The 17,389-nt window shown below is 63.6% G+C and carries 17 protein-coding genes and 3 pseudogenes; 8 read left to right on the forward strand and 12 right to left on the reverse strand.

Annotated elements, in window-relative coordinates; translation table 11 throughout:
- Positions 1-241 precede the first annotated feature (241 nt).
- Positions 242-2,006: pseudogene (locus ACVWW3_RS26040) on the forward strand (ABC transporter ATP-binding protein/permease).
- 265 nt (positions 2,007-2,271) lie between these two features.
- Here the strand turns inward: ACVWW3_RS26040 and ACVWW3_RS26045 are convergent.
- The 5 genes and pseudogenes from ACVWW3_RS26045 to ACVWW3_RS26065 all read right to left on the reverse strand — a co-directional run bounded on the left by ACVWW3_RS26045 (position 2,272) and on the right by ACVWW3_RS26065 (position 8,239).
- A pseudogene (locus ACVWW3_RS26045) lies at positions 2,272-3,277 on the reverse strand (TorF family putative porin).
- Positions 3,278-3,680: 403 nt separating this feature from the next.
- Positions 3,681-4,040, reverse strand: coding sequence for a histone (locus ACVWW3_RS26050; RefSeq protein WP_456648208.1), 360 nt, complete (start codon positions 4,038-4,040; stop codon positions 3,681-3,683).
- Positions 4,041-4,125: 85 nt separating this feature from the next.
- On the reverse strand, positions 4,126-5,448 hold the full coding sequence (gene glcF, locus ACVWW3_RS26055; RefSeq protein WP_456648207.1) for a glycolate oxidase subunit GlcF: 1,323 nt from the start codon (positions 5,446-5,448) through the stop codon (positions 4,126-4,128).
- Positions 5,445-6,683, reverse strand: a complete 1,239-nt coding sequence (locus tag ACVWW3_RS26060; RefSeq protein WP_456648206.1) for an FAD-binding protein — start codon at positions 6,681-6,683, stop codon at positions 5,445-5,447. Before ACVWW3_RS26060 ends, glcF begins: the two co-directional genes overlap by 4 nt.
- A gap of 62 nt (positions 6,684-6,745) precedes the next feature.
- Entirely contained in the window at positions 6,746-8,239 is a 1,494-nt protein-coding gene (locus tag ACVWW3_RS26065; protein WP_456648205.1) for an FAD-linked oxidase C-terminal domain-containing protein, read from the reverse strand.
- 274 nt (positions 8,240-8,513) lie between these two features.
- Between ACVWW3_RS26065 and cycA the strand changes: the two genes are divergently transcribed.
- Positions 8,514-8,909, forward strand: a complete 396-nt coding sequence (gene cycA, locus ACVWW3_RS26070; RefSeq protein ID WP_247343671.1) for a cytochrome c-550 CycA — start codon at positions 8,514-8,516, stop codon at positions 8,907-8,909.
- Positions 8,910-9,027: 118 nt separating this feature from the next.
- Here the strand turns inward: cycA and ACVWW3_RS26075 are convergent, their stop codons facing one another.
- Positions 9,028-9,984, reverse strand: a complete 957-nt coding sequence (locus tag ACVWW3_RS26075; protein WP_456648204.1) for an alpha/beta fold hydrolase — start codon at positions 9,982-9,984, stop codon at positions 9,028-9,030.
- Positions 9,985-10,166: 182 nt separating this feature from the next.
- A complete protein-coding gene (locus tag ACVWW3_RS26080; RefSeq protein WP_456672466.1) occupies positions 10,167-10,328 on the reverse strand; it encodes a hypothetical protein in 162 nt (53 codons plus the stop codon).
- Here ACVWW3_RS26080 and ACVWW3_RS26085 point away from each other — a divergent pair.
- Positions 10,312-10,495, forward strand: a pseudogene (locus ACVWW3_RS26085) (hypothetical protein). The gene ACVWW3_RS26080 and the pseudogene ACVWW3_RS26085 overlap by 17 nt on opposite strands.
- Before the next feature lie 13 nt (positions 10,496-10,508).
- Here ACVWW3_RS26085 and ACVWW3_RS26090 read toward each other — a convergent pair.
- The 3 genes from ACVWW3_RS26090 to ykgO all read right to left on the reverse strand — a co-directional run bounded on the left by ACVWW3_RS26090 (position 10,509) and on the right by ykgO (position 11,783).
- On the reverse strand, positions 10,509-10,769 hold the full coding sequence (locus ACVWW3_RS26090) for a hypothetical protein (protein ID WP_247339810.1): 261 nt from the start codon (positions 10,767-10,769) through the stop codon (positions 10,509-10,511).
- A 124-nt stretch (positions 10,770-10,893) separates the two neighbouring features.
- Positions 10,894-11,535 carry a tetratricopeptide repeat protein gene (locus tag ACVWW3_RS26095; RefSeq protein WP_247339809.1) on the reverse strand — a complete coding sequence of 214 codons (642 nt, stop codon included), beginning with the start codon at positions 11,533-11,535 and terminating at the stop codon, positions 10,894-10,896.
- A 122-nt stretch (positions 11,536-11,657) separates the two neighbouring features.
- Complete coding sequence (gene ykgO / locus ACVWW3_RS26100; RefSeq protein WP_006611362.1) at positions 11,658-11,783, reverse strand: type B 50S ribosomal protein L36; 126 nt, start codon at positions 11,781-11,783, stop codon at positions 11,658-11,660.
- A 310-nt stretch (positions 11,784-12,093) separates the two neighbouring features.
- Here ykgO and ACVWW3_RS26105 point away from each other — a divergent pair, with 310 nt between their 5' ends.
- The 4 genes from ACVWW3_RS26105 to ACVWW3_RS26120 all read left to right on the forward strand — a co-directional run bounded on the left by ACVWW3_RS26105 (position 12,094) and on the right by ACVWW3_RS26120 (position 15,405).
- Positions 12,094-12,978, forward strand: coding sequence for an amidohydrolase family protein (locus tag ACVWW3_RS26105; RefSeq protein WP_247339808.1), 885 nt, complete (start codon positions 12,094-12,096; stop codon positions 12,976-12,978).
- 295 nt (positions 12,979-13,273) lie between these two features.
- The gene (locus tag ACVWW3_RS26110; RefSeq protein ID WP_456648202.1) at positions 13,274-14,047 is read left to right on the forward strand and encodes a haloacid dehalogenase type II; all 774 of its coding nucleotides are present in this window, start codon (positions 13,274-13,276) and stop codon (positions 14,045-14,047) included.
- Positions 14,044-14,511: a YbaK/EbsC family protein gene (locus tag ACVWW3_RS26115; RefSeq protein ID WP_247339806.1), complete on the forward strand. Its 468-nt coding sequence runs from the start codon at positions 14,044-14,046 to the stop codon at positions 14,509-14,511. Before ACVWW3_RS26110 ends, ACVWW3_RS26115 begins: the two co-directional genes overlap by 4 nt.
- Before the next feature lie 54 nt (positions 14,512-14,565).
- Positions 14,566-15,405 carry an adenylate/guanylate cyclase domain-containing protein gene (locus ACVWW3_RS26120; protein WP_456648201.1) on the forward strand — a complete coding sequence of 280 codons (840 nt, stop codon included), beginning with the start codon at positions 14,566-14,568 and terminating at the stop codon, positions 15,403-15,405.
- 57 nt (positions 15,406-15,462) lie between these two features.
- Here the strand turns inward: ACVWW3_RS26120 and ACVWW3_RS26125 are convergent, their stop codons facing one another.
- Positions 15,463-15,837 carry a hypothetical protein gene (locus ACVWW3_RS26125; RefSeq protein ID WP_456648200.1) on the reverse strand — a complete coding sequence of 125 codons (375 nt, stop codon included), beginning with the start codon at positions 15,835-15,837 and terminating at the stop codon, positions 15,463-15,465.
- Between the two features lie 95 nt (positions 15,838-15,932).
- The gene (locus tag ACVWW3_RS26130; RefSeq protein ID WP_354107263.1) at positions 15,933-16,916 is read right to left on the reverse strand and encodes a tripartite tricarboxylate transporter substrate binding protein; all 984 of its coding nucleotides are present in this window, start codon (positions 16,914-16,916) and stop codon (positions 15,933-15,935) included.
- A gap of 155 nt (positions 16,917-17,071) precedes the next feature.
- Between ACVWW3_RS26130 and ACVWW3_RS26135 the strand changes: the two genes are divergently transcribed.
- Positions 17,072-17,329 carry a hypothetical protein gene (locus tag ACVWW3_RS26135; protein WP_456648199.1) on the forward strand — a complete coding sequence of 86 codons (258 nt, stop codon included), beginning with the start codon at positions 17,072-17,074 and terminating at the stop codon, positions 17,327-17,329.
- Positions 17,330-17,389: the final 60 nt, after the last annotated feature.

Consider the following 17,389-nt stretch of genomic DNA (forward strand, 5'->3'; position numbering starts at 1 on the left):
ACCCCCGAGTTGAACGCGAATTCCTCGCGAATGCAGCGGTTCCCCTCCCGCTCACAAGCCCGCGAAATCCCGAAGCACCCCACCCCGCGCCGTTGAGGCCCATGCTAGGGTTGCAAGCTGCGACAAGCCAACGCAAATTGCAGAACCTGCGACTTTAGTCTAAGCGCGCCCGTTTCCGCCGTCGCGCCCCAAATCTTTGGCCCCGGGCAGTTGTGCACATCCCCTCAGGAGACCCAGCTCTGTGAAGAACATCCGCGCCACGCTCGCGATCGTCTGGCGAATCGCCATCCCCTATTTCCGGTCCGAGGACAAATGGGCCGGCCGCGGCCTCTTGGCCGCGGTGATCGCGATGGAGCTGGGCACTGGTCGCGATCGACGTGCTGGTAAACCAGTGGCAGAACCGGTTCTACAGTGCGCTCCAGAATAGCGACTGGGATGCCTTCGTCACGCAGATCTGGATCTTCGTCGGCCTCGCCTCCGCCTTCATCGCGCTGGCGGTCTACAAGCTGTACCTGAACCAGTGGCTCCAGATCCGCTGGCGGCAATGGCTGACCCGGCACTATCTGGGCGAATGGCTGCAAGGCGCCACCCATTACCGCATGCAGCTCAAGGGCGATGCGGCCGACAACCCGGACCAGCGCATCACCGAGGACGTCAAGAACTTCGTCGAGCAGACCCTGACCATCGGGCTCGGCCTGCTCTCGTCGATCGTGACGCTGTTCTCCTTCGTGATCATCCTCTGGGGCCTGTCCAACGCTGCGCCGCTGCACCTGTTCGGCGCCGACCTCATGATCCCCGGCTATCTGTGCTGGGGCGCGCTGGTTTACGCGATCTTCGGCACCGCGCTGACGCACTGGATCGGCGCGCCGCTGGTCAATCTCAATTTCGAACAGCAGCGCTATGAGGCCGACTTCCGCTTCAACCTCGTCCGCGTCCGCGAGAACTCCGAGCAGATCGCGCTGCTCAAGGGCGAAGGCGCCGAGCGCGGCCGCCTGCTGGAGCGCTTCGGCTTCGTGATCGGCAATTGGTACGCCATCATGAGCCGGACCAAGCGCCTCACCGCGTTCACCGCGAGCTATCAGCAGGCCGCCGTGATCTTTCCCTACGTGCTGGTGGCGCCGGCCTTCTTCGCCAAGAAGATTCAGCTTGGCGACATGATGCAGACCGCCTCCGCCTTCTCAAGTGTGCAGGGCGCACTGTCGTTCTTCGTCACGGCGTACCGGTCGCTGGCGGAATGGCGCTCGATCGTCGCGCGCCTCGACGGCTTCGAGATGTCGGTCGATGCGGCCGCGAACCTGCCGCCGCACGAGCCGGCGATTGCCCTCGAGCCCGCCGGCGTCAATCGCACTATCGCACTCGAACAGCTCTGCGTGAACCTGCCGAGCGGCACGCCGCTGGTCGCCGCCGACGCCTTCTCCATCCAGACGTCGGAGCGCGTGCTGGTGACCGGACCGTCAGGCTCCGGCAAGTCGACGCTGTTCCGGGCCATCGCCGGCATCTGGCCGTTCGGCACAGGCACCATCTTCGTCCCGGAAAAGGCGAAGCTGATGATGCTCCCCCAGCGCCCGTATTTCCCGGTCGGCGTGCTGCGCGACGCCGTGGTCTATCCGGCCGCGCCGGGCGCATTCGAAACCGCACGCGTCAGGGACACGCTGATCGCGGTCGGGCTGCCCGACCTCGCCGAGCGACTCGAGGAGGAAGGCCACTGGAATCGGATGCTGTCGCTGGGCGAGCAGCAGCGCCTCGGGCTCGCCCGCGCGCTGCTGCACGCGCCGGACTACCTGTTCCTGGACGAGGCCACGGCCTCGCTGGACGAACCGTCCGAGGCCCGGCTGTACCGGCTGCTGACGGACAAGCTGCCACAGGCTACCCTCGTCTCCATCGGCCACCGCTCGACGCTCGACGCCTTCCATACCCGCAAGGTAACGATGGTGAAGCACGGCGCGATCCACGTTCTCGGTGACAGTGGCGCGCCGGTCGAGAAGGAGCCGAGCGCGGCGCGCTGAGGCGCAACGGCGATGGCCCGCGGGCTATCGCTTTCAAACGACCGATGGGCGGCTTCCGTGCGGCCCATCCTTCGAGACGCCCGCCTCTGGCGGGCCCTCAGGATGAGGTCCTGCCCCGCGGCGAAATCCCAACCCTCATGGTGAGGAGCGCCGCCTTACGGCGCGTCTCGAACCATGAAGGCCACGCCCTTTCGCAGACCCCAACCCAAAGCATAAGGGCGGCAGGTTGCCCTGCCGCCCTTATCTAGTCGCTTCGGGAAGAAGCTTACTTCAGGTTGCTCATCGCCGTCAGGTCGAACGACAGCTTGGCAATGCCGGCCGCGCCGCACCAGTTGGAGCCGGCGCCGCCCGGGTTGATCGCGGTGACGTTGGTGGTGCCGGTGGCGTTGAAGGCGCTGGTGAAGGCGTTGCAGTCACCCTTGTTCAGGTCGGTGTCGGAGTAACGCAAGTCCAGCGTGAACACCTTGTAGGTGAAGCCGATGCCGATATTCCAGGTGTTGTAGTCCTTGTAGGGGATACCGTTGGCGAAAACGGTGCCGACGCCGGTGCCGTAGAAGGCGTCCGAGGTACCGAACCACTGCCGGCCGAATTCACCCGACACGTACATGCCCATACCGGAGGCGCCGAAGGCTGTGCTGGGCGCCGTGTACTTGGCGGTCAACGAAGCGTAGTTGCCCCAGGCACCCGAGTTCAGGAAGTTCGGCGAGTAATACTCGGTCGCGCCGACCGTGAAGCTGTCGTTGATGGTGTAGTTCACCTTGCCGTAGACTTCGAGGAAGCTGACGTCCTTCTTCATGACGTTGCCGTCGGCGAGGAAGATCGTGGTCGTGCTGACAGCGCAGACGTTGCCGCGCGGGAATGCCGCCGGTGAGCACGTTGTCGGCGCAGCTGCCGCCCGGATACAGGTAGCCCCAGATACCGATGTCGAAGGCGAAGGCGCCGAAGGTCGGGCGGATACCGCCGTAGATGTCGACTTCAGCAGCAGCGCGATTGGCGAAGGAGATGCTCTCGGCGGACACGCCGACGTAGAGCTGGAGGTCCTTGTTGACGTTGTAGCGCGGCTCGAAATAGGCCGCGACTGACGGCTTGTGGTTCGATTGCGTGACGCCGCGGAAGATGTAGTCGCTCATGATGGCGCCGCCGAAGGCGATATCCCAGGGGTCAAACGCAACCACTGGCGGGGCCTTCTTGGCCTTCACCGCCATGTCTGCCGCGAAAGCCGAACCCGTCACCATTGCCAGCGCCGTTGCCAACAAAGCCACTTTTTTCATTTCGATCCCCATCACCAGTTCTAAGACCCTAGTCGGATCCCGGAAGCCCCCCGGAACGCACGACCTGATTGCAAATTTCGTAACCGCGGCAATTTGGATGGGGTGACGTGAACCGTGAAGCAAATATCGCAGGCATCTGCCGACTTTTTGGGCGTTCTGACGATTCCACGAAAGGTTGTCAGCCTGTGTGTCTTCCCGATCACATCATTTGCATTGCAAAGCGCACAGACATGCCCGGATTAGTACGGGACCCGCGGTACCGTGCTGTCCGCGCTACGAATCAGGCTGCTCCCGGACAAGACAATCTCCGCGCGCCGTCGCACCGATGCAAAAAGGCCGCAGCATCACCGCTGCGGCCTTCCTGTTGTCGATCATGGTCGTCGGATTGGATCCAGCCTTTGGCCTAACCTTGTCCCTCGGCCGGCGTCGCTTCCGCAGAAGACGAAGGCATCGCCCAGCTTGTCTCGGCGGCAGGCTCGGGAGCCGGAGCTGCTGGCGTTGACGGCTTCGGCGCGGGAGCTGCCTTCGCCTTCTTCGGTGCCGCTTTCTTGGCAGCCTTCTTAGGCGCAGCCGGCTTAGCTGCCTTCTTGGCCGACTTCTTTGCGGCCTTCTTCGGCGCGGCCTTCTTCGCTGATTTCTTGGTGGCTTTCTTGGCAGACTTCTTCGCGGACTTCTTGGCTGCCTTCTTTGCGGTCTTCTTCGCCGCTACAGCCTTCCTGGCCTTTTTGGCCTTCTTGCTTTTCTTCTTCTTCGCTTTCGCCATCGTGGTCCTCCTGTTGCCGCCGAACAATGGTCGATCGGGCGTCTTCAGCCGTCACCTCCGGACGAAAGCTCAGGCCTTTGAAAGCTCAAACTTGCGCGTTCAATGCCGGCCGCGATCCGCCCGTAGCCCAATCGAGAAGCTCAATCGTGTGTACGACCGGAACTGACGTGCCACTGGCAATCTGCACCATGCAGCCGATATTGCCTGTGGCAATCATGTCCGGCTTGACGCTCGCGATGTTGGCGACCTTGCGATCGCGCAACCGGCCCGCAAGCTCGGGCTGGAGAATGTTGTAGGTCCCCGCCGAACCGCAACACAAATGGCTCTCCGGCACATCTTTCACCACGAATCCATTCTTGGAAAGCAATTCTTTCGGAAGGCCCGTGATTTTCTGCCCGTGCTGCAACGAACACGCTGAGTGATAGGCGACGACGATGTTGTCCTGTCGCGCGGTGGCCGCGAGTCCGAGGCCGGCGACGTATTCGGTGATGTCCTTGGCGAGTGCGGAGACCATCGCCGCATCGGCGGCAAACGCAGCGTCCTCTCGCAGAAGATAGCCGTAGTCCTTGATCACGGTGCCGCATCCGGATGCCGTCACCAGGACGGCGTCGAGCCCCTCGCCGGCCGCTTCCGCACGCCACGCCGCGATATTGGCGCGAGCCCGGGCCAGTGCGTCCTGGTCGTTACCAAGGTGATGGGTCAGCGCGCCGCAGCACTGCTCGTCCCTGACAAGGACGACCTCGATGCCGTGGCGCGTGAGGAGATTGATGGCGGCCTGGTTGATGCGCGGCGCCAGCACCTGCTGGGCGCAGCCCTGGAGCAGCGCGACCCGGCCACGCTTCTTGCCGAGCGCTGCGAACACACTGCCGGCGGCGGGTCCCGGCGGCGGCAGCCGGTTCGGCGCCAGTGCCAGCATCGCCTTGAGGCGTTGGATCAGGCCGGGCGTGGCCGATGGCCGGGGCGTCGGCAGGAGCACGGCCAGCGGGCGGGCCAGCCGCGCCAGCACCATGCTCACGCGGAAACGCCGCGGGTCGGGCAGGACGAAGGCCAGCAACCGGCGCAGCAGCCGCTCCGTCAGCGGCCGCTCATAACGCTGCTCGATCCTGACCCGGGCCTGGTCGACAAGGTGCATGTAATTGACCCCCGAGGGGCAGGTCGTCATGCAGGACAGGCACGACAGGCAGCGGTCGACATGCTTGACCACTTCGGCCGTCGGCGTCAGGTCCTTCTCCAGCATCTCCTTGATCAGATAGATGCGGCCGCGCGGGCTATCGAGCTCGTCGCCAAGCAGCACATAGGTCGGACAGGTCGCGGTGCAGAAGCCGCAATGGACGCAGGCGCGCAGGATCTTGTCGGCTTCCGCGATGTCGGGGTCGGCGAGCTGCGCGAGTGAGAATTCGGTCTTCATGCCGTAGCGCCCCGCGTCAGCCGGCCCCGGTTGAGGATGGTCTTCGGATCGAAACTCGCGCGGACTCGTTCGCTCAACGCGACAATGCCAACGGCTTGCGGGTGGAATACGTCGACACCGCGCCTGATGTCCTCAGCGGCCCGGATCAGCGTGGCGTGCCCGCCGACCGCTTTCGTACGTTCGCGCACGGCCGGGGCGTGGGCGTCCGATTTCGGTGGCAACGCCGCCCAGATCAGTCCGCCGCCCCAATCGTAGATCACGTCGCCGCCGGTCTCGCGCGCCAGCAGCGTCCCGAGCGCTGCGCCCGACGCCGGCGGACAGACGATCCGCCAGACCGGCCAGGCCCCCAGCGCGCCACTGGCAGCGAACGGCACGACGTCCCGGATCGTGGCCCACAGCGCCGCGGACGCGACGTCCTCGACCAGCGTCGCGGGTCCGAACGGGGCCAGCAATTCGCGCAGCGAGCCAGCTCGGTGGGCGGCGGAGGCAGTAATGCCTTCGAGCCGCAGCACGGTCAGCGCCTCGCCCTGGCCCGCTATATCGCCGAGACCTTCGGTCCTGGTCCGGAACGCCGATTTTGGCAGGTGCGCGGCACCGGAAACGTCGAAGGGCGAGCCGAGCGCCGCGGTCATCGCCTTGTTGGCGGCGGCATCGTCGAGCCCGCGCAGCAGCAGCGTCCGCTCGGCCTCCGGCTTCGGCATCACCTTCAACGTGACCTCGGTCATGACCGACAGCGTGCCCCAGGAACCGGCGAGAAGCTTGCAGAGGTCGTAGCCGGTGACGTTCTTCACCACCTTGCCGCCGGTCTTGAAGCTGTCGCCGAAACCGGAGACGGCATGCGCCCCGAGCAGATGGTCGCGCGCCCCGCCCGCCCTGATCCGGCGCGGACCGGCCAGGCCAGCCGCGATCATGCCGCCGATGGTGCCGAGCGCGGGCGTGCCGAGCAGCGGCGCCGTGTTCATCGGCTCGAAGGCGAATTGCTGGTTCTTGGCATCGATCAGCGACAGCACGTCGGCCAGCGGCGCCCCGGCCTGGAGCGTGACAATGAGTTCGTTGGGCTCGTAGGCGGTGATGGCATTCAGCGCGGAGACGTCGAGCACGGCGTTGGTCGCCATCGCATGACCGATGCTGCGCTTGCTGCCATGACCGATGATCTCGAGCGGCTGCTCATTGGCAATCGCCGCGCGCACCACCTCTTCGACGTCTTTGGCGTCTCTAACCCTGAGCGTATCCACGAGTGAGCCGGTATCCAAGTTTGCAGCGGAAATCAAATTTGGCGCGTTGCTGCGGGGCGACGCTAGAACCGCGGGATGTCCGGAAACGCCAGCTTGCCGGCGTGGACATGCATGCGGCCGAGCTCGGCGCAGCGGTGCAGGGTCGGAAACACCTTTCCGGGATTGAGCAGGCCCTGCGCGTCGAAGGCGCATTTCAGGCGCTGCTGCTGGTTGAGGTCGATCTCGCTGAACATCTCCGGCATCAGATCGCGCTTCTCGATGCCGACGCCGTGCTCGCCGGTGAGCACGCCGCCGAACTCGACGCAGGCGCGCAGGATGTCGGCGCCGAAGGCTTCGGCGCGCTCGATCTCGCCGGGCTTGTTGGCGTCATAGAGGATCAGCGGATGCAGATTGCCGTCACCGGCATGGAACACATTGGCGCAGCCAAGCTGGTATTTTTCCGATAGCTCGCGGATGCGCGCCAGCGCCTTCGGCAGCGCACCGCGCGGGATGGTGCCGTCCATGCAGAGATAGTCCGGGGAGATGCGGCCGACGGCGGGGAACGCAGCTTTCCGACCGGCCCAGAACAGATTGCGCTCGGCCTCCGAGGTCGAGATCTGGCAGGAGGTCGAGCCGCAAGCATTCGCAATCGTCTCGACGCGCGTGATCAGCTCGTCGACCTCGATCCTGGGACCGTCGAGCTCGATGATGAGGAGCGCCTCGACATCGAGCGGATAGCCGGCATGGACGAAGGCCTCCGCGGCGTGGATCGCAGGCTTGTCCATCATCTCCATGCCGCCGGGAATGATGCCCGCGCCGATGATGCGCGCCACGCATTCGCCGGCCGCCTCGACTCGCGCGAACCCGACCATCAGCGCGCGCGCCGTCTCCGGCTTTTGCAGGATGCGCACCGTGATCTCGGTGATGACCCCGAGCAGCCCTTCGGAGCCGGTGATGACGCCCATCAAGTCATAGCCGGTGTTCTCCGCCGACTTGCCGCCGATGCGCAGGATCTCGCCGCTCATCAGCACGATCTCGCAGCCGAGCACGTTGTTGGTGGTCATGCCGTATTTCAGGCAGTGCACGCCGCCGGAATTCTCCGCGACATTGCCGCCGATCGAGCAGGCGATCTGCGAGGACGGATCCGGCGCGTAGTAGAACCCGGCATGGGCGACGGCCTGGCTGATCGCGAGGTTGGTGACGCCGGGTTCGGTGACGACGGCGCGGTTGTCGAAATCGATCTCGCGGATGCGCTTGAACTTGCCGAGGCCCAAGAGCACGCCGTCTTCCAGCGGCAGCGCGCCGCCGGACAGTGAGGTGCCGGAACCGCGCGGCACCACCTTGATGCCCTGCCCTGCACAATATTTCAGGACGAGCGAAACCTGCTCGGTCGTGTCGGGCAGCACCACGACCATCGGCGGCTGCCGATAGGCCGTCAGCCCGTCGGATTCATAGGCCCGCATCTCGGCGGCGCTGTCGATCACGCCTTCGCCTGGGACGATTGCGCGCAATGCAGCCACGATCTCAGCGCGGCGCGCGAGCACGGCCTGGTCGCTCGCAGGCATCATGATGGCCATATCACATCCTTCATGGCGTATCCTTCCCGCTGACGCCGCACGATCGATTTGTCGCGACAAATCAACCACGTCCGCGGTGGTTTGGGTAGGCCATCCGAAAGTCGGATCGACGATCTTGCGCGAGTTCGCTCTGGGACAAGTAGGAAATCGTGAAACCTGTCATGGTTTGGCGGCTTGTCCAAGCCGGGCAGGCCTGCCAAAACCGGCAGGTCCGACGATTGCCGATCAGGCAAGTAACTGACCAGACCCCCAGGGAAGAGACGAAGAGCACCCGATGACAAAACTGATTTTTGGCGCACTGACCATCCTCACCGCGATTGCCACCGCACCTGCCGCGATGGCGCAGGATGCCGCGGCCGGCAAGTCGTCGTTCAACAAATGCCTGGCCTGCCACGCGATCGGCGAAGGCGCCAAGAACAAGGTCGGCCCCGAGCTCAACGGCCTCGACGGCCGCAAGTCCGGTACCGCGCCGGACTACAATTACTCCGACGCGAACAAGAATTCGGGCATTACCTGGAACGAGGCCCAGTTCAAGGAATACATCAAGGACCCCAAGGCCAAGATCCCAGGTACCAAGATGGCGTTCGCCGGCATCAAGAACCAGACCGAGATCAACAATCTCTGGACCTATGTGTCGCAGTTCGACAAGGACGGGAAGATCAAGCAGTAAGCCCGTGAACGGCGGTCGCTGGAGCTTCGGTTCTGATTGAATCAGAACCGAAGCTCCACCGTCTTGTTTTGACGCGTTTTCTTCACGCGAACCAGTATCCACTTCGCTCGAAAACGCTCTAATCGGCGACCGCCGGCGCCGGGACGATTTTTCCGATCATCGTCTCGATCTCGGTCTTCACGAGATCCGGCACCGCGTTCTGCACCATGTGGCCAAGATCAGGCAGCACGATCAGCTTCGCATTCTGGACAGTCGCGGCGAACGGGCGCGCGTGGATGTTGGTCTTCACCGTCTTGTCGGTTTCGCCGGCGATGATCGTGACCGGCGCCGATATCTCGCCGTAGCGGGCGACTTGCGCGGCGACCGCTTCCTTCAGCGTCACCAGATCATAGGCATTGGCGATGAACTCGCGCGGGCGCAGCAGCAGTGGCGTCGCGGAGTCATGCACGAAACCATCCGGCATCGTCTGTGGCAGGAAGACGCTGCGCGCGCCGGCCTCGGCAACGAAATACCCCAGCGGCAGCGTGACGGTGTAGGCGAGCAGCGGGCCGATCACGGGCGTTGCGATGATCTCGTTGTAGCGCCCGACGCCGCCGCGCCAGGGATGGGTGACGGGCGCGAGCATCACGAGGCCCGCAACGCGGGCGGCATGATCGAGCGCCAACCGCGCGCCGAGCGCACCGCTCCAGGAATGCACCACGAAGACCGCGCGAGCGATCCCAAGCTTGCCGAGCGCCTCATCGATCATCCGCGCCTGGACTTCCGGCGTCGAATCCCGCCGCCGCGCGCGGGTGCTCCAGCCATGGCCGGGACGGTCGATCAGGATGACGCGATGGTTCTGGGCGAGGAGATCGCCGAGCGGCCGCCGCATCACTTCCAGGTTGGAGCTCGCGCCGTGCAACATCACGATCGGCAGGCCCGAATCGCGCGGGCCGATATCGACGGCGTGAAGCACAGCACCATCGACCTCGATCATCCGGCCTTGCGGTGGGAAGGCGCGTTGCACGACGAGGACGCCGGCCTGCGTGACCAGCGCCAGCAGAACCAGCGCGGTCACGACTGACATCACGATCATGGAGAGAATCCGGGCGATCGAGGGCACAGGGCAGTTACGGGGGCTTGGGGGCGGCAGTTTCGCCCAAGGAGACCCGGCGCTCCACTGGAAATGACGGGGCTGTGGATATGTGCATAATTCCGGCGGGAAAAACGCAACGAAATCAATGCTACTCCCCGCAGCGCGCAAGCTTCGAAACAGCTTCATGCACTCGTCATCGCGGCTTCCATATAATCGCCACGGTCGGTTCCGCCATTTGGACGCGGGTGGGCGCCGATCCTGCTCGCAACCCCAGGGGATGCGGGAAAGACCGGCAGGATTTGTCCTGATTTGAACCGGAGAATTTCGATGAGCTTGATATCCAAAGACACTCCGATCGACGAGATCGTGGCAAGGCTGCAACGGCGACCTGCGCGGTGCCGTGCGCGCGCTGCTGCTGATCAACGAGCACCTCGAGTCGGAGCTTGCAAAGGCCTACGCCGCAGCGGTCGATCACGGCCTCGCCGAGCGCGAAGGCAGCGTTTTGCACTAGGTCGCTTGTCGACCTAGTTCGTGCTGTCCTCGTCCTTTTGCTCGTCTAATGTGAGCGCGGGACAAGCGCGGATCGTCGAACGGGCAAGCTTGGCATCGGCCTTGGACTTGTAGGGGCCGTCACCGAACCAGACGTCGCCGATGATCACGGGATTACTGGTGACGATGCTGCATTTTCCGGTGGCGTTGTTGCCGACCACCCAGAACAGCCCGTCGGCGAGGCTCATCGTCCCCGACGCCAGCAGCAATATACCTGCAAAGATCAAACGCTTCATGGCTGTGCTCCCGCCGTGAAGGTAGGCCCGCGGCGGTGTCACCCATACCCCTCGTATCGCGGCGCGTGTCATCGTGGTTAATCCGCCTGCGCCGAATTCGATCGAGCAATGATCGACTTGTCCGCTAAATATCGCGGCCTTCGACCTTCTCGGTTAGCGCCTTGACCTGATCGGGGATCTTCTCGAGATGCGGATTGACGGCGAGCGCCTTGCGGTAGGCCTCGAGCGCGCGCTTCTCGTCGCCGACCTCCTGCATGATCATGCCGAGGCCTGCGAGCGCGCCGAAATGGCGGGGCTCGCGGATCAGCACCTCGCGGATGTCGGCGAGCGAGCGGCCATAGTCGTTCTGCATGTAATAGAGCGTCGCGCGCCGGTTCCAGGCCTCGATGTAGTCGGGCCTGAGCTTGACGACCGAATCCAGCAGCTTGATCGCGACCTCGATCTTCTTTGCATCGACCGCGGTCTTGGCCCGCGCCATCAGCAGCGCCGCGGTGTCGCTCGGGGTCTGGATCCAGATCGCCCAGATCCGTGCCTCGACATGCTTGGCGCTGGCATCGTCGGGCGCAGCTTTCAGCGCGCCGAACAGGAAATCGAGATTCTTGGTGCGGTCGACCTTGGGCAGCTTGGCCGGCGCTTCCGGAAGCTTTTTCTGCTTGCCGGGCGGAGGCGGCGGATCAATCTGCTGCGCCAGCGCCGGAGCGAGGCCGGCGGCTCCCAGCACAAGAGCCAGACAAAGGGTGCGCGCGAAGAGGAATCTCACTGCCATGATCGAAGTGTAAGCGCGCAAGGCCGCCCTTGCATAGCAGGGGCGGCGTCAAACTCGTGTGAGGCCGTGGTCTTGCGGGGCGCGCGCTCGGGCGTCCGGCAGGGCAATATCAGCCGCCCAGATCAGCCTTGGCGGGCCTTGAAGCGGCGCTGCACCTTGTTGATCACATAGACCCGGCCCTTGCGGCGGACCAGGCGGTTGGCGCGATGGCGACCGCGCAGTGATTTCAGCGAGTTACGGACCTTCATGGCAGAATCCTGAACGTTCGAAAGGCCGTGTTCGGCACTACCGTTTCGGCACGCGCGAATGTGGCAAAATGAGATCTTTCCCGCTGGCGGACGACCGCCCGGGACGGGGCGGTTTCTAAGGCATCGCGGGACTGGATGTCAATGTTAACTGCCATGTTGCGAACCAGCAAATTCTGGAAAAACAACCCCATGCAAGTAGAAACGGCCGGATCGGCCTCAATCTAGTCGCTTGCCGGCCTCGCTTTCCACGATGCCTTGCCAATTTCGTTATATCATATAATCAATTCGGCAACCCGTCGGGAGGAAACCAATGCCGAAGCTGAAGCTGCCGAACATCGACGACGTCGTCGCCATCGACATCCACACCCATGCCGAGGAGCCCTGCGGCACCCATCCCGACGACGGCTATGACGATTTTCAGGCTCAGATGGCGGATTACTTCAAGTCGCCGCACAAGCATCCGCCGACCGTGCCGGAGACCGCGGCGTATTACCGCTCGAAGAACATCGCGGCCGTAATCTTCCCGGTCGACGCCGAGCGCGAGACCGGCTTCCGCCGCTACAAGAATGAGGAGATGCTGGAGATCGCCTCCGACCATCTCGACGTCCTGATCCCCTTCGTCTCGATTGATCCGCACAAGGGCAAGCTCGGCGTCCGCGAGGCGCGCAAGCTGATCGAGGAATACGGGGTGCGCGGCTTCAAATTCCATCCGACCATGCAGGGCTTCTACGCCAACGACCGCATGGCCTATCCGCTCTACGAAGAGATCAACAATGGCGGCGCGATCGCGCTGTTCCACACCGGCCAGACCGGCGTCGGATCGGGCATGCCCGGCGGCATGGGCATGCGGCTGAAATTTTCCAACCCAATGTACATGGACGACGTCGCGGCTGACTTCCCGGACCTCAAGATCATCCTCGCCCACCCATCCTTCCCCTGGCAGGAAGAGGCGCTGTCGGTCGCGACCCACAAGCCGAACGTCTATATCGACCTGTCCGGCTGGTCGCCGAAATATTTTCCGCCGATCCTGGTCCGCTACATCAACTCGATCCTGCAGGACAAGATGCTGTTCGGCTCGGACTGGCCGGTGATCACGCCGGACCGCTGGCTGTCGGACTTCGCCAAGATCGACATCCGCGACGACATCCGGCCGAAGGTGTTGAAGGCCAACGCGCGCAAGCTGCTAGGGATCTAGGCGCGTATTCGTCAGCGCATCGATGGCTTCGACGTTGTTATCGAAGCCCTCACGCTCAGCCCTCAAGGCCTCAGGCGGCGGATGGCGGCCCTAGCGCGGTGAATCCGATGGCCGCGTTGCGTGCGATCAATTCACGCGACGAGGTCCCCGAAGCATATGCTCACCTCCGGACCGGCTCACACTTCGGCAAGATCGTTGTAAGAAGCCGAGGCCTCAATTCGCGTTTCCCCCTTGGATCGATACAGCTGCGCCGAGTATAGTCCATGCGCCCGCAGCGATCCGGAGGACCGGTCAATTGAGCCTGAAAGCCGTTATCTTCGACGCCTACGGAACGCTTTACGACATCCAGTCGGTCGCGGAGACAACCGAGGATGCGTTTCCGGGCTACGGCGAGATCATCACGCAGATCTGGCGCATCAAGCAGCTCGAATACACCTGGTTGCGCTCGCTGATGCGGCGCTACCAGGATTTTAACGCCGTCACGCGCGACTCGCTTGCCTATACGCTGCGCGTGCTCGGGCTCGCCTATGACAGCAATGCGTTCGAGCGGGTGATCGAGAAATACCTGCATCTCGATCTCTATCCGGATGCGGCAGCCACGCTCGCGGCGTTGAAACCGCGAAAACTAGCGATCCTCTCCAATGGCAGTCCGAACATGCTGAGTGCGCTCGTACGCAATTCCGGGCTCGACGCTCTGCTTGATGCCACGATCAGCGTCGATGCGAAGAAGATCTTCAAGCCGAGCCCGGAAGCTTACATGCTGATCGGCGAGGCACTCGGCACCGCACCTGACGAGGTGCTGTTCGTCTCCTCCAACCCCTGGGACGTCGCGGGCGCGAAGGCGTTCGGGCTGAACGTCGCCTGGATCGAACGTGTGACACCCGAGGCGATGGCGCTGGCTTGCGTCGAGAATGAACTCGTGGCACCGCTGACGATGTTCAAGGCCATCCGCACCCAGATGGATGAGCTCGGCTTCGCGCCGGACCACCGCGTCCGTTCGCTCTCCGAGCTGCCAAGGATCGCCGAAGGATCGCCCAAGGATCGCCGCCCGCCCGTGAGACCTGAATGAGCCTTCAATCCGTTCGCGATTTCTTCGCTGAAAAAGCCCCCGACATCACCGTCATCGAATCCCCGATCAGCTCCGCGACTGTGCCGCTGGCCGCCGAGGCCTATGGTGTCGAGCCTGGAATGATCGCCAAGACGCTGTCGTTGCGGATCGGCGAGCGCGTGCTCCTGATCGTCGCGGCCGGTACCTCACGCATGGACAACAAGAAGGTGAAGGCGGCGTTCGGCGGCAAGCCGAAGATGCTCGGTCTGGAAGAGGTCGCCGAGATCACCGGCCACGAGGTCGGCGGCGTCTGTCCGTTCGGGCTGAAGTCGCCGCTGCCGATTTACTGCGATGTGTCCTTAAAGGCGTTCGACATGGTGGTGCCGGCCGCAGGCTCGACCCATAGCGCGGTGCGCATCACGCCGGACCGCATGGCCGAGCTGACGGCGGCCGAATGGGTCGATGTCTGCGAGGTCAGGCCGTAAGGCAGCTGCGGGATGCCTGATGCATTTGCCAGTCAAGGAGGCTATGTATGAACCATGCCCGACGATAAGGTAAAACGACGGCTGACCACCGTGCTGTGCGCTGATGTGCACGGCTATTCTCGCCTCATGGAAGCCGACGAGGCGGGAACGCTGGAGACACTCCGCCGCTACCGCACGGCCATTGCGGGATTGGTGGAGCGCCATGACGGGCGGATCGTGAATACCTGGGGTGATGCTGTCATCGCCGAATTCGCCAGCGTCGTCGAGGCCGTGCAATGTGCGGTTGAGATTCAGCAGGAAATTTCCAACCAGGATTCGGACCCACCTCCCCCGATGCGTTTTCGCATCGGCATCAATCTCGGCGATGTGATGGTGGATGGTTCCGATCTTTATGGAGACGGGGTCAATATCGCGGCGCGTCTGCAAGAGCTTGCCGAACCCGGGGGCATCGTGATCTCCAGCTCCACCTATGATCAGGTGCACAACAAATTGTCTGTTGGCTTCGACTGCCTCGGCCAGCGTCCAATGAAAAACATTGCTCCCGTGACCAGTTATCGTGTGACCATGAGCGGCCAAACCGCTCAAACACGGAGCTTTCCGCCTGACGAACGCCTGACTTCTCGGGGCGCAATTGCGGGCTCGCAAACTGACGCCGTACACCGCGACCGATACGAGTCATCCACGTGGATGGGCTTCGTTTCAGATGGGCTAGCGAAGCTTCCCCGCCCCGTTGCAGCGGCCCTCACGGTGTCGGCCTTTCTGATTCTGATCAACATTTTCACCGGCATGCACAAGATCTGGTTCCATTGGCCGGTCGCGGCTTTGCTCTTCGGCGCCATCCTGCGGACGGCGCTCCGACATCGACCTGAGTCGGACAGCAAGGGGGAGCGCTGAACGAGGCGGCACCGGCAGCATCTTTGCGCCTACCGCCAACCGCGCTCCGATCGTGCGCTAATCATTGTCATCATCGTAAGGCCGCGGCTGCGCTTGATCATAAGGCCGCGGCTGCGCTTGCGGAGGGGGTAGCGGCGCATTGTTATAGCGCGGCGGCGCTCGATTGCCCGGAACCTGCTGCTGCGGCTGCATCTGGTTGTTGGACTGGAACACCGCACGGCAGCCGCTGGAAAGCTGTGGTGTGTTCTGCCGCAAGCAGGCCGTGATGCGGCTCACGTCCGGGATATGGTCGCTGCACAGCCGCCACACATCCGGCGTACAGGCCATCTGCTGTTCCATGGTTCCGCGATATTCTTCGGCGGACGCAGCACTTTGTGCGACGATGCCGCCGATCGCGAGCGCTACACCCAGCACAATCCGCTCTGTCCGCATGTCCCGATCCTTCTTGAGTCTCTTGAATTCTGTCCAATCAATGAGACGCGCGGAGGTTCTGGACCAACAAAAAAACGTGAAAGCGCGATTGGAACTTACTCCACTTTGCCGATCTTCTTCACCGCCGCGATCAGCCGCATGCTGTCGGTGGCGACGAACTCGGCAAACGCCGGTGCGTCCTGATAGGCGACAAGACTGCCCGAGACCTCGAACGACTTGAGCACGTCGGGGCTCGTCATCACCTGCGCCATCGCTTCGCGCAGGCGGCTCGCGACCGGCGCAGGGAGAGCATTCTGTGCAAAGAGCCCGGCCCAGATGTACATTTCGACGTCCTTGTAGCCGAGCTCCTGGAAGGTCGGAACGTCGGGGAAGCTCGCGATGCGCTGCGCGCCGCAATTGCCGAGCACGCGCAGCTTGCCATCGTCAACCTGCGGCTTCAGCGTGCCGGGCGCGGCCGCAATCGCCTGCACGGTGCCGCTGAGCAGCGCGGTCAGCGCGGGACCTGCGCCGCGGAACGGCACATGCAGGAGCTTGATGCCGGCGCTGTTTGCGAACATCTCCATCGCCACGTGCAGCGTGCCATAGGGCCCGGACGAGCCGTAGGTGATCTGGCCCGGGCGCTTCCTGGCGTCCTCGACGAAATCCTGCGCCGTCTTCCAGGGTGCCGAGGCCGGCACTGCCAGCAGCGTGGGATCGGCCAGCACCCGCGCGATCGGCATGAACTGCGAGACCTCGTAGGCGACGGGACGGTCGAACAGCCGGTCGGCCTCAGGGAGCACCGCGAGCGAGGACAGCGTCATCAGCAGCGTGTAGCCGTCGGGCTCAGCGCGCGCGGCCGCGGCATTGCCGACCGATCCGCCGCCACCGCCGGCGCGGTTGTCGACGATGACCGCCTTGCCGAGGATTCGCTCCAGCGCCTGTGCGACAGGGCGCGCCGCGAGATCCGCCTGGCCTCCGGCCGGAAACGGCACGATCATGGTGACGTTGCGAGCGGGATAGGCTTGCGCGAAAGCCGGGCCCGACAAGGCGGGCAACAACGGCAATGCGGCAGCGGCGCGCAGGACATCGCGTCGATCCATGGCAGATTTCCCCCTGTTTTTCTTGTTTCGCTGCCAGCCTAGCGCGACCGCCCGCAAGAACAAGCCGTGCGGCGGGATTTACGACGCATTATCCATGTTTCGCCCGGTCAGGAACGCTCCCCTGGACCCACCGTTGCATCCCAGGGAGTGGAGCGATGAATAAACTACGGACCATCGACGTGGCGTTGGACGAGATGCTGGTGAATCTCGCGGCGATCGTGATGCGGCTTTCAAAGCCCGAAACGACGCGAACGCCGGACGCACGGCGCGCATTGGCGCAATCGGTGCATCAATACGCGGTCTGCGCGAAGCGCTCGAGCGATCCGCGTGTTCATGAATTGAAGTCGCGGCTGGAAGAGACGTTGAAGCCGAGCTTGCGAATTATCGCGAAGGATGGCGTGAAGGTGTCGTAGCTCAGACTCCGTCATTGCGAGCGCAGCGAAGCAATCCAGAGTGTCACCGCGGAGGGAGTC

The organism is Bradyrhizobium sp. LM2.9 (assembly GCF_054056555.1).

Bases quoted from the DNA above. Each gene is read 5' to 3' on its own strand.
- ACVWW3_RS26050 (WP_456648208.1), bottom strand. From the start codon at position 4,040: ATGGCGAAAGCGAAGAAGAAGAAAAGCAAGAAGGCCAAAAAGGCCAGG.
- glcF (WP_456648207.1), bottom strand. From the start codon at position 5,448: ATGAAGACCGAATTCTCACTCGCGCAGCTCGCCGACCCCGACATCGCG.
- ACVWW3_RS26065 (WP_456648205.1), bottom strand. From the start codon at position 8,239: ATGGCCATCATGATGCCTGCGAGCGACCAGGCCGTGCTCGCGCGCCGC.
- cycA (WP_247343671.1), top strand. From the start codon at position 8,514: ATGACAAAACTGATTTTTGGCGCACTGACCATCCTCACCGCGATTGCC.
- ACVWW3_RS26075 (WP_456648204.1), bottom strand. From the start codon at position 9,984: ATGATCGTGATGTCAGTCGTGACCGCGCTGGTTCTGCTGGCGCTGGTC.
- ACVWW3_RS26090 (WP_247339810.1), bottom strand. From the start codon at position 10,769: ATGAAGCGTTTGATCTTTGCAGGTATATTGCTGCTGGCGTCGGGGACG.
- ACVWW3_RS26095 (WP_247339809.1), bottom strand. From the start codon at position 11,535: ATGGCAGTGAGATTCCTCTTCGCGCGCACCCTTTGTCTGGCTCTTGTG.
- ykgO (WP_006611362.1), bottom strand. From the start codon at position 11,783: ATGAAGGTCCGTAACTCGCTGAAATCACTGCGCGGTCGCCATCGCGCC.
- ACVWW3_RS26105 (WP_247339808.1), top strand. From the start codon at position 12,094: ATGCCGAAGCTGAAGCTGCCGAACATCGACGACGTCGTCGCCATCGAC.
- ACVWW3_RS26115 (WP_247339806.1), top strand. From the start codon at position 14,044: ATGAGCCTTCAATCCGTTCGCGATTTCTTCGCTGAAAAAGCCCCCGAC.
- ACVWW3_RS26120 (WP_456648201.1), top strand. From the start codon at position 14,566: ATGCCCGACGATAAGGTAAAACGACGGCTGACCACCGTGCTGTGCGCT.
- ACVWW3_RS26125 (WP_456648200.1), bottom strand. From the start codon at position 15,837: ATGCGGACAGAGCGGATTGTGCTGGGTGTAGCGCTCGCGATCGGCGGC.
- ACVWW3_RS26130 (WP_354107263.1), bottom strand. From the start codon at position 16,916: ATGGATCGACGCGATGTCCTGCGCGCCGCTGCCGCATTGCCGTTGTTG.
- ACVWW3_RS26135 (WP_456648199.1), top strand. From the start codon at position 17,072: ATGAATAAACTACGGACCATCGACGTGGCGTTGGACGAGATGCTGGTG.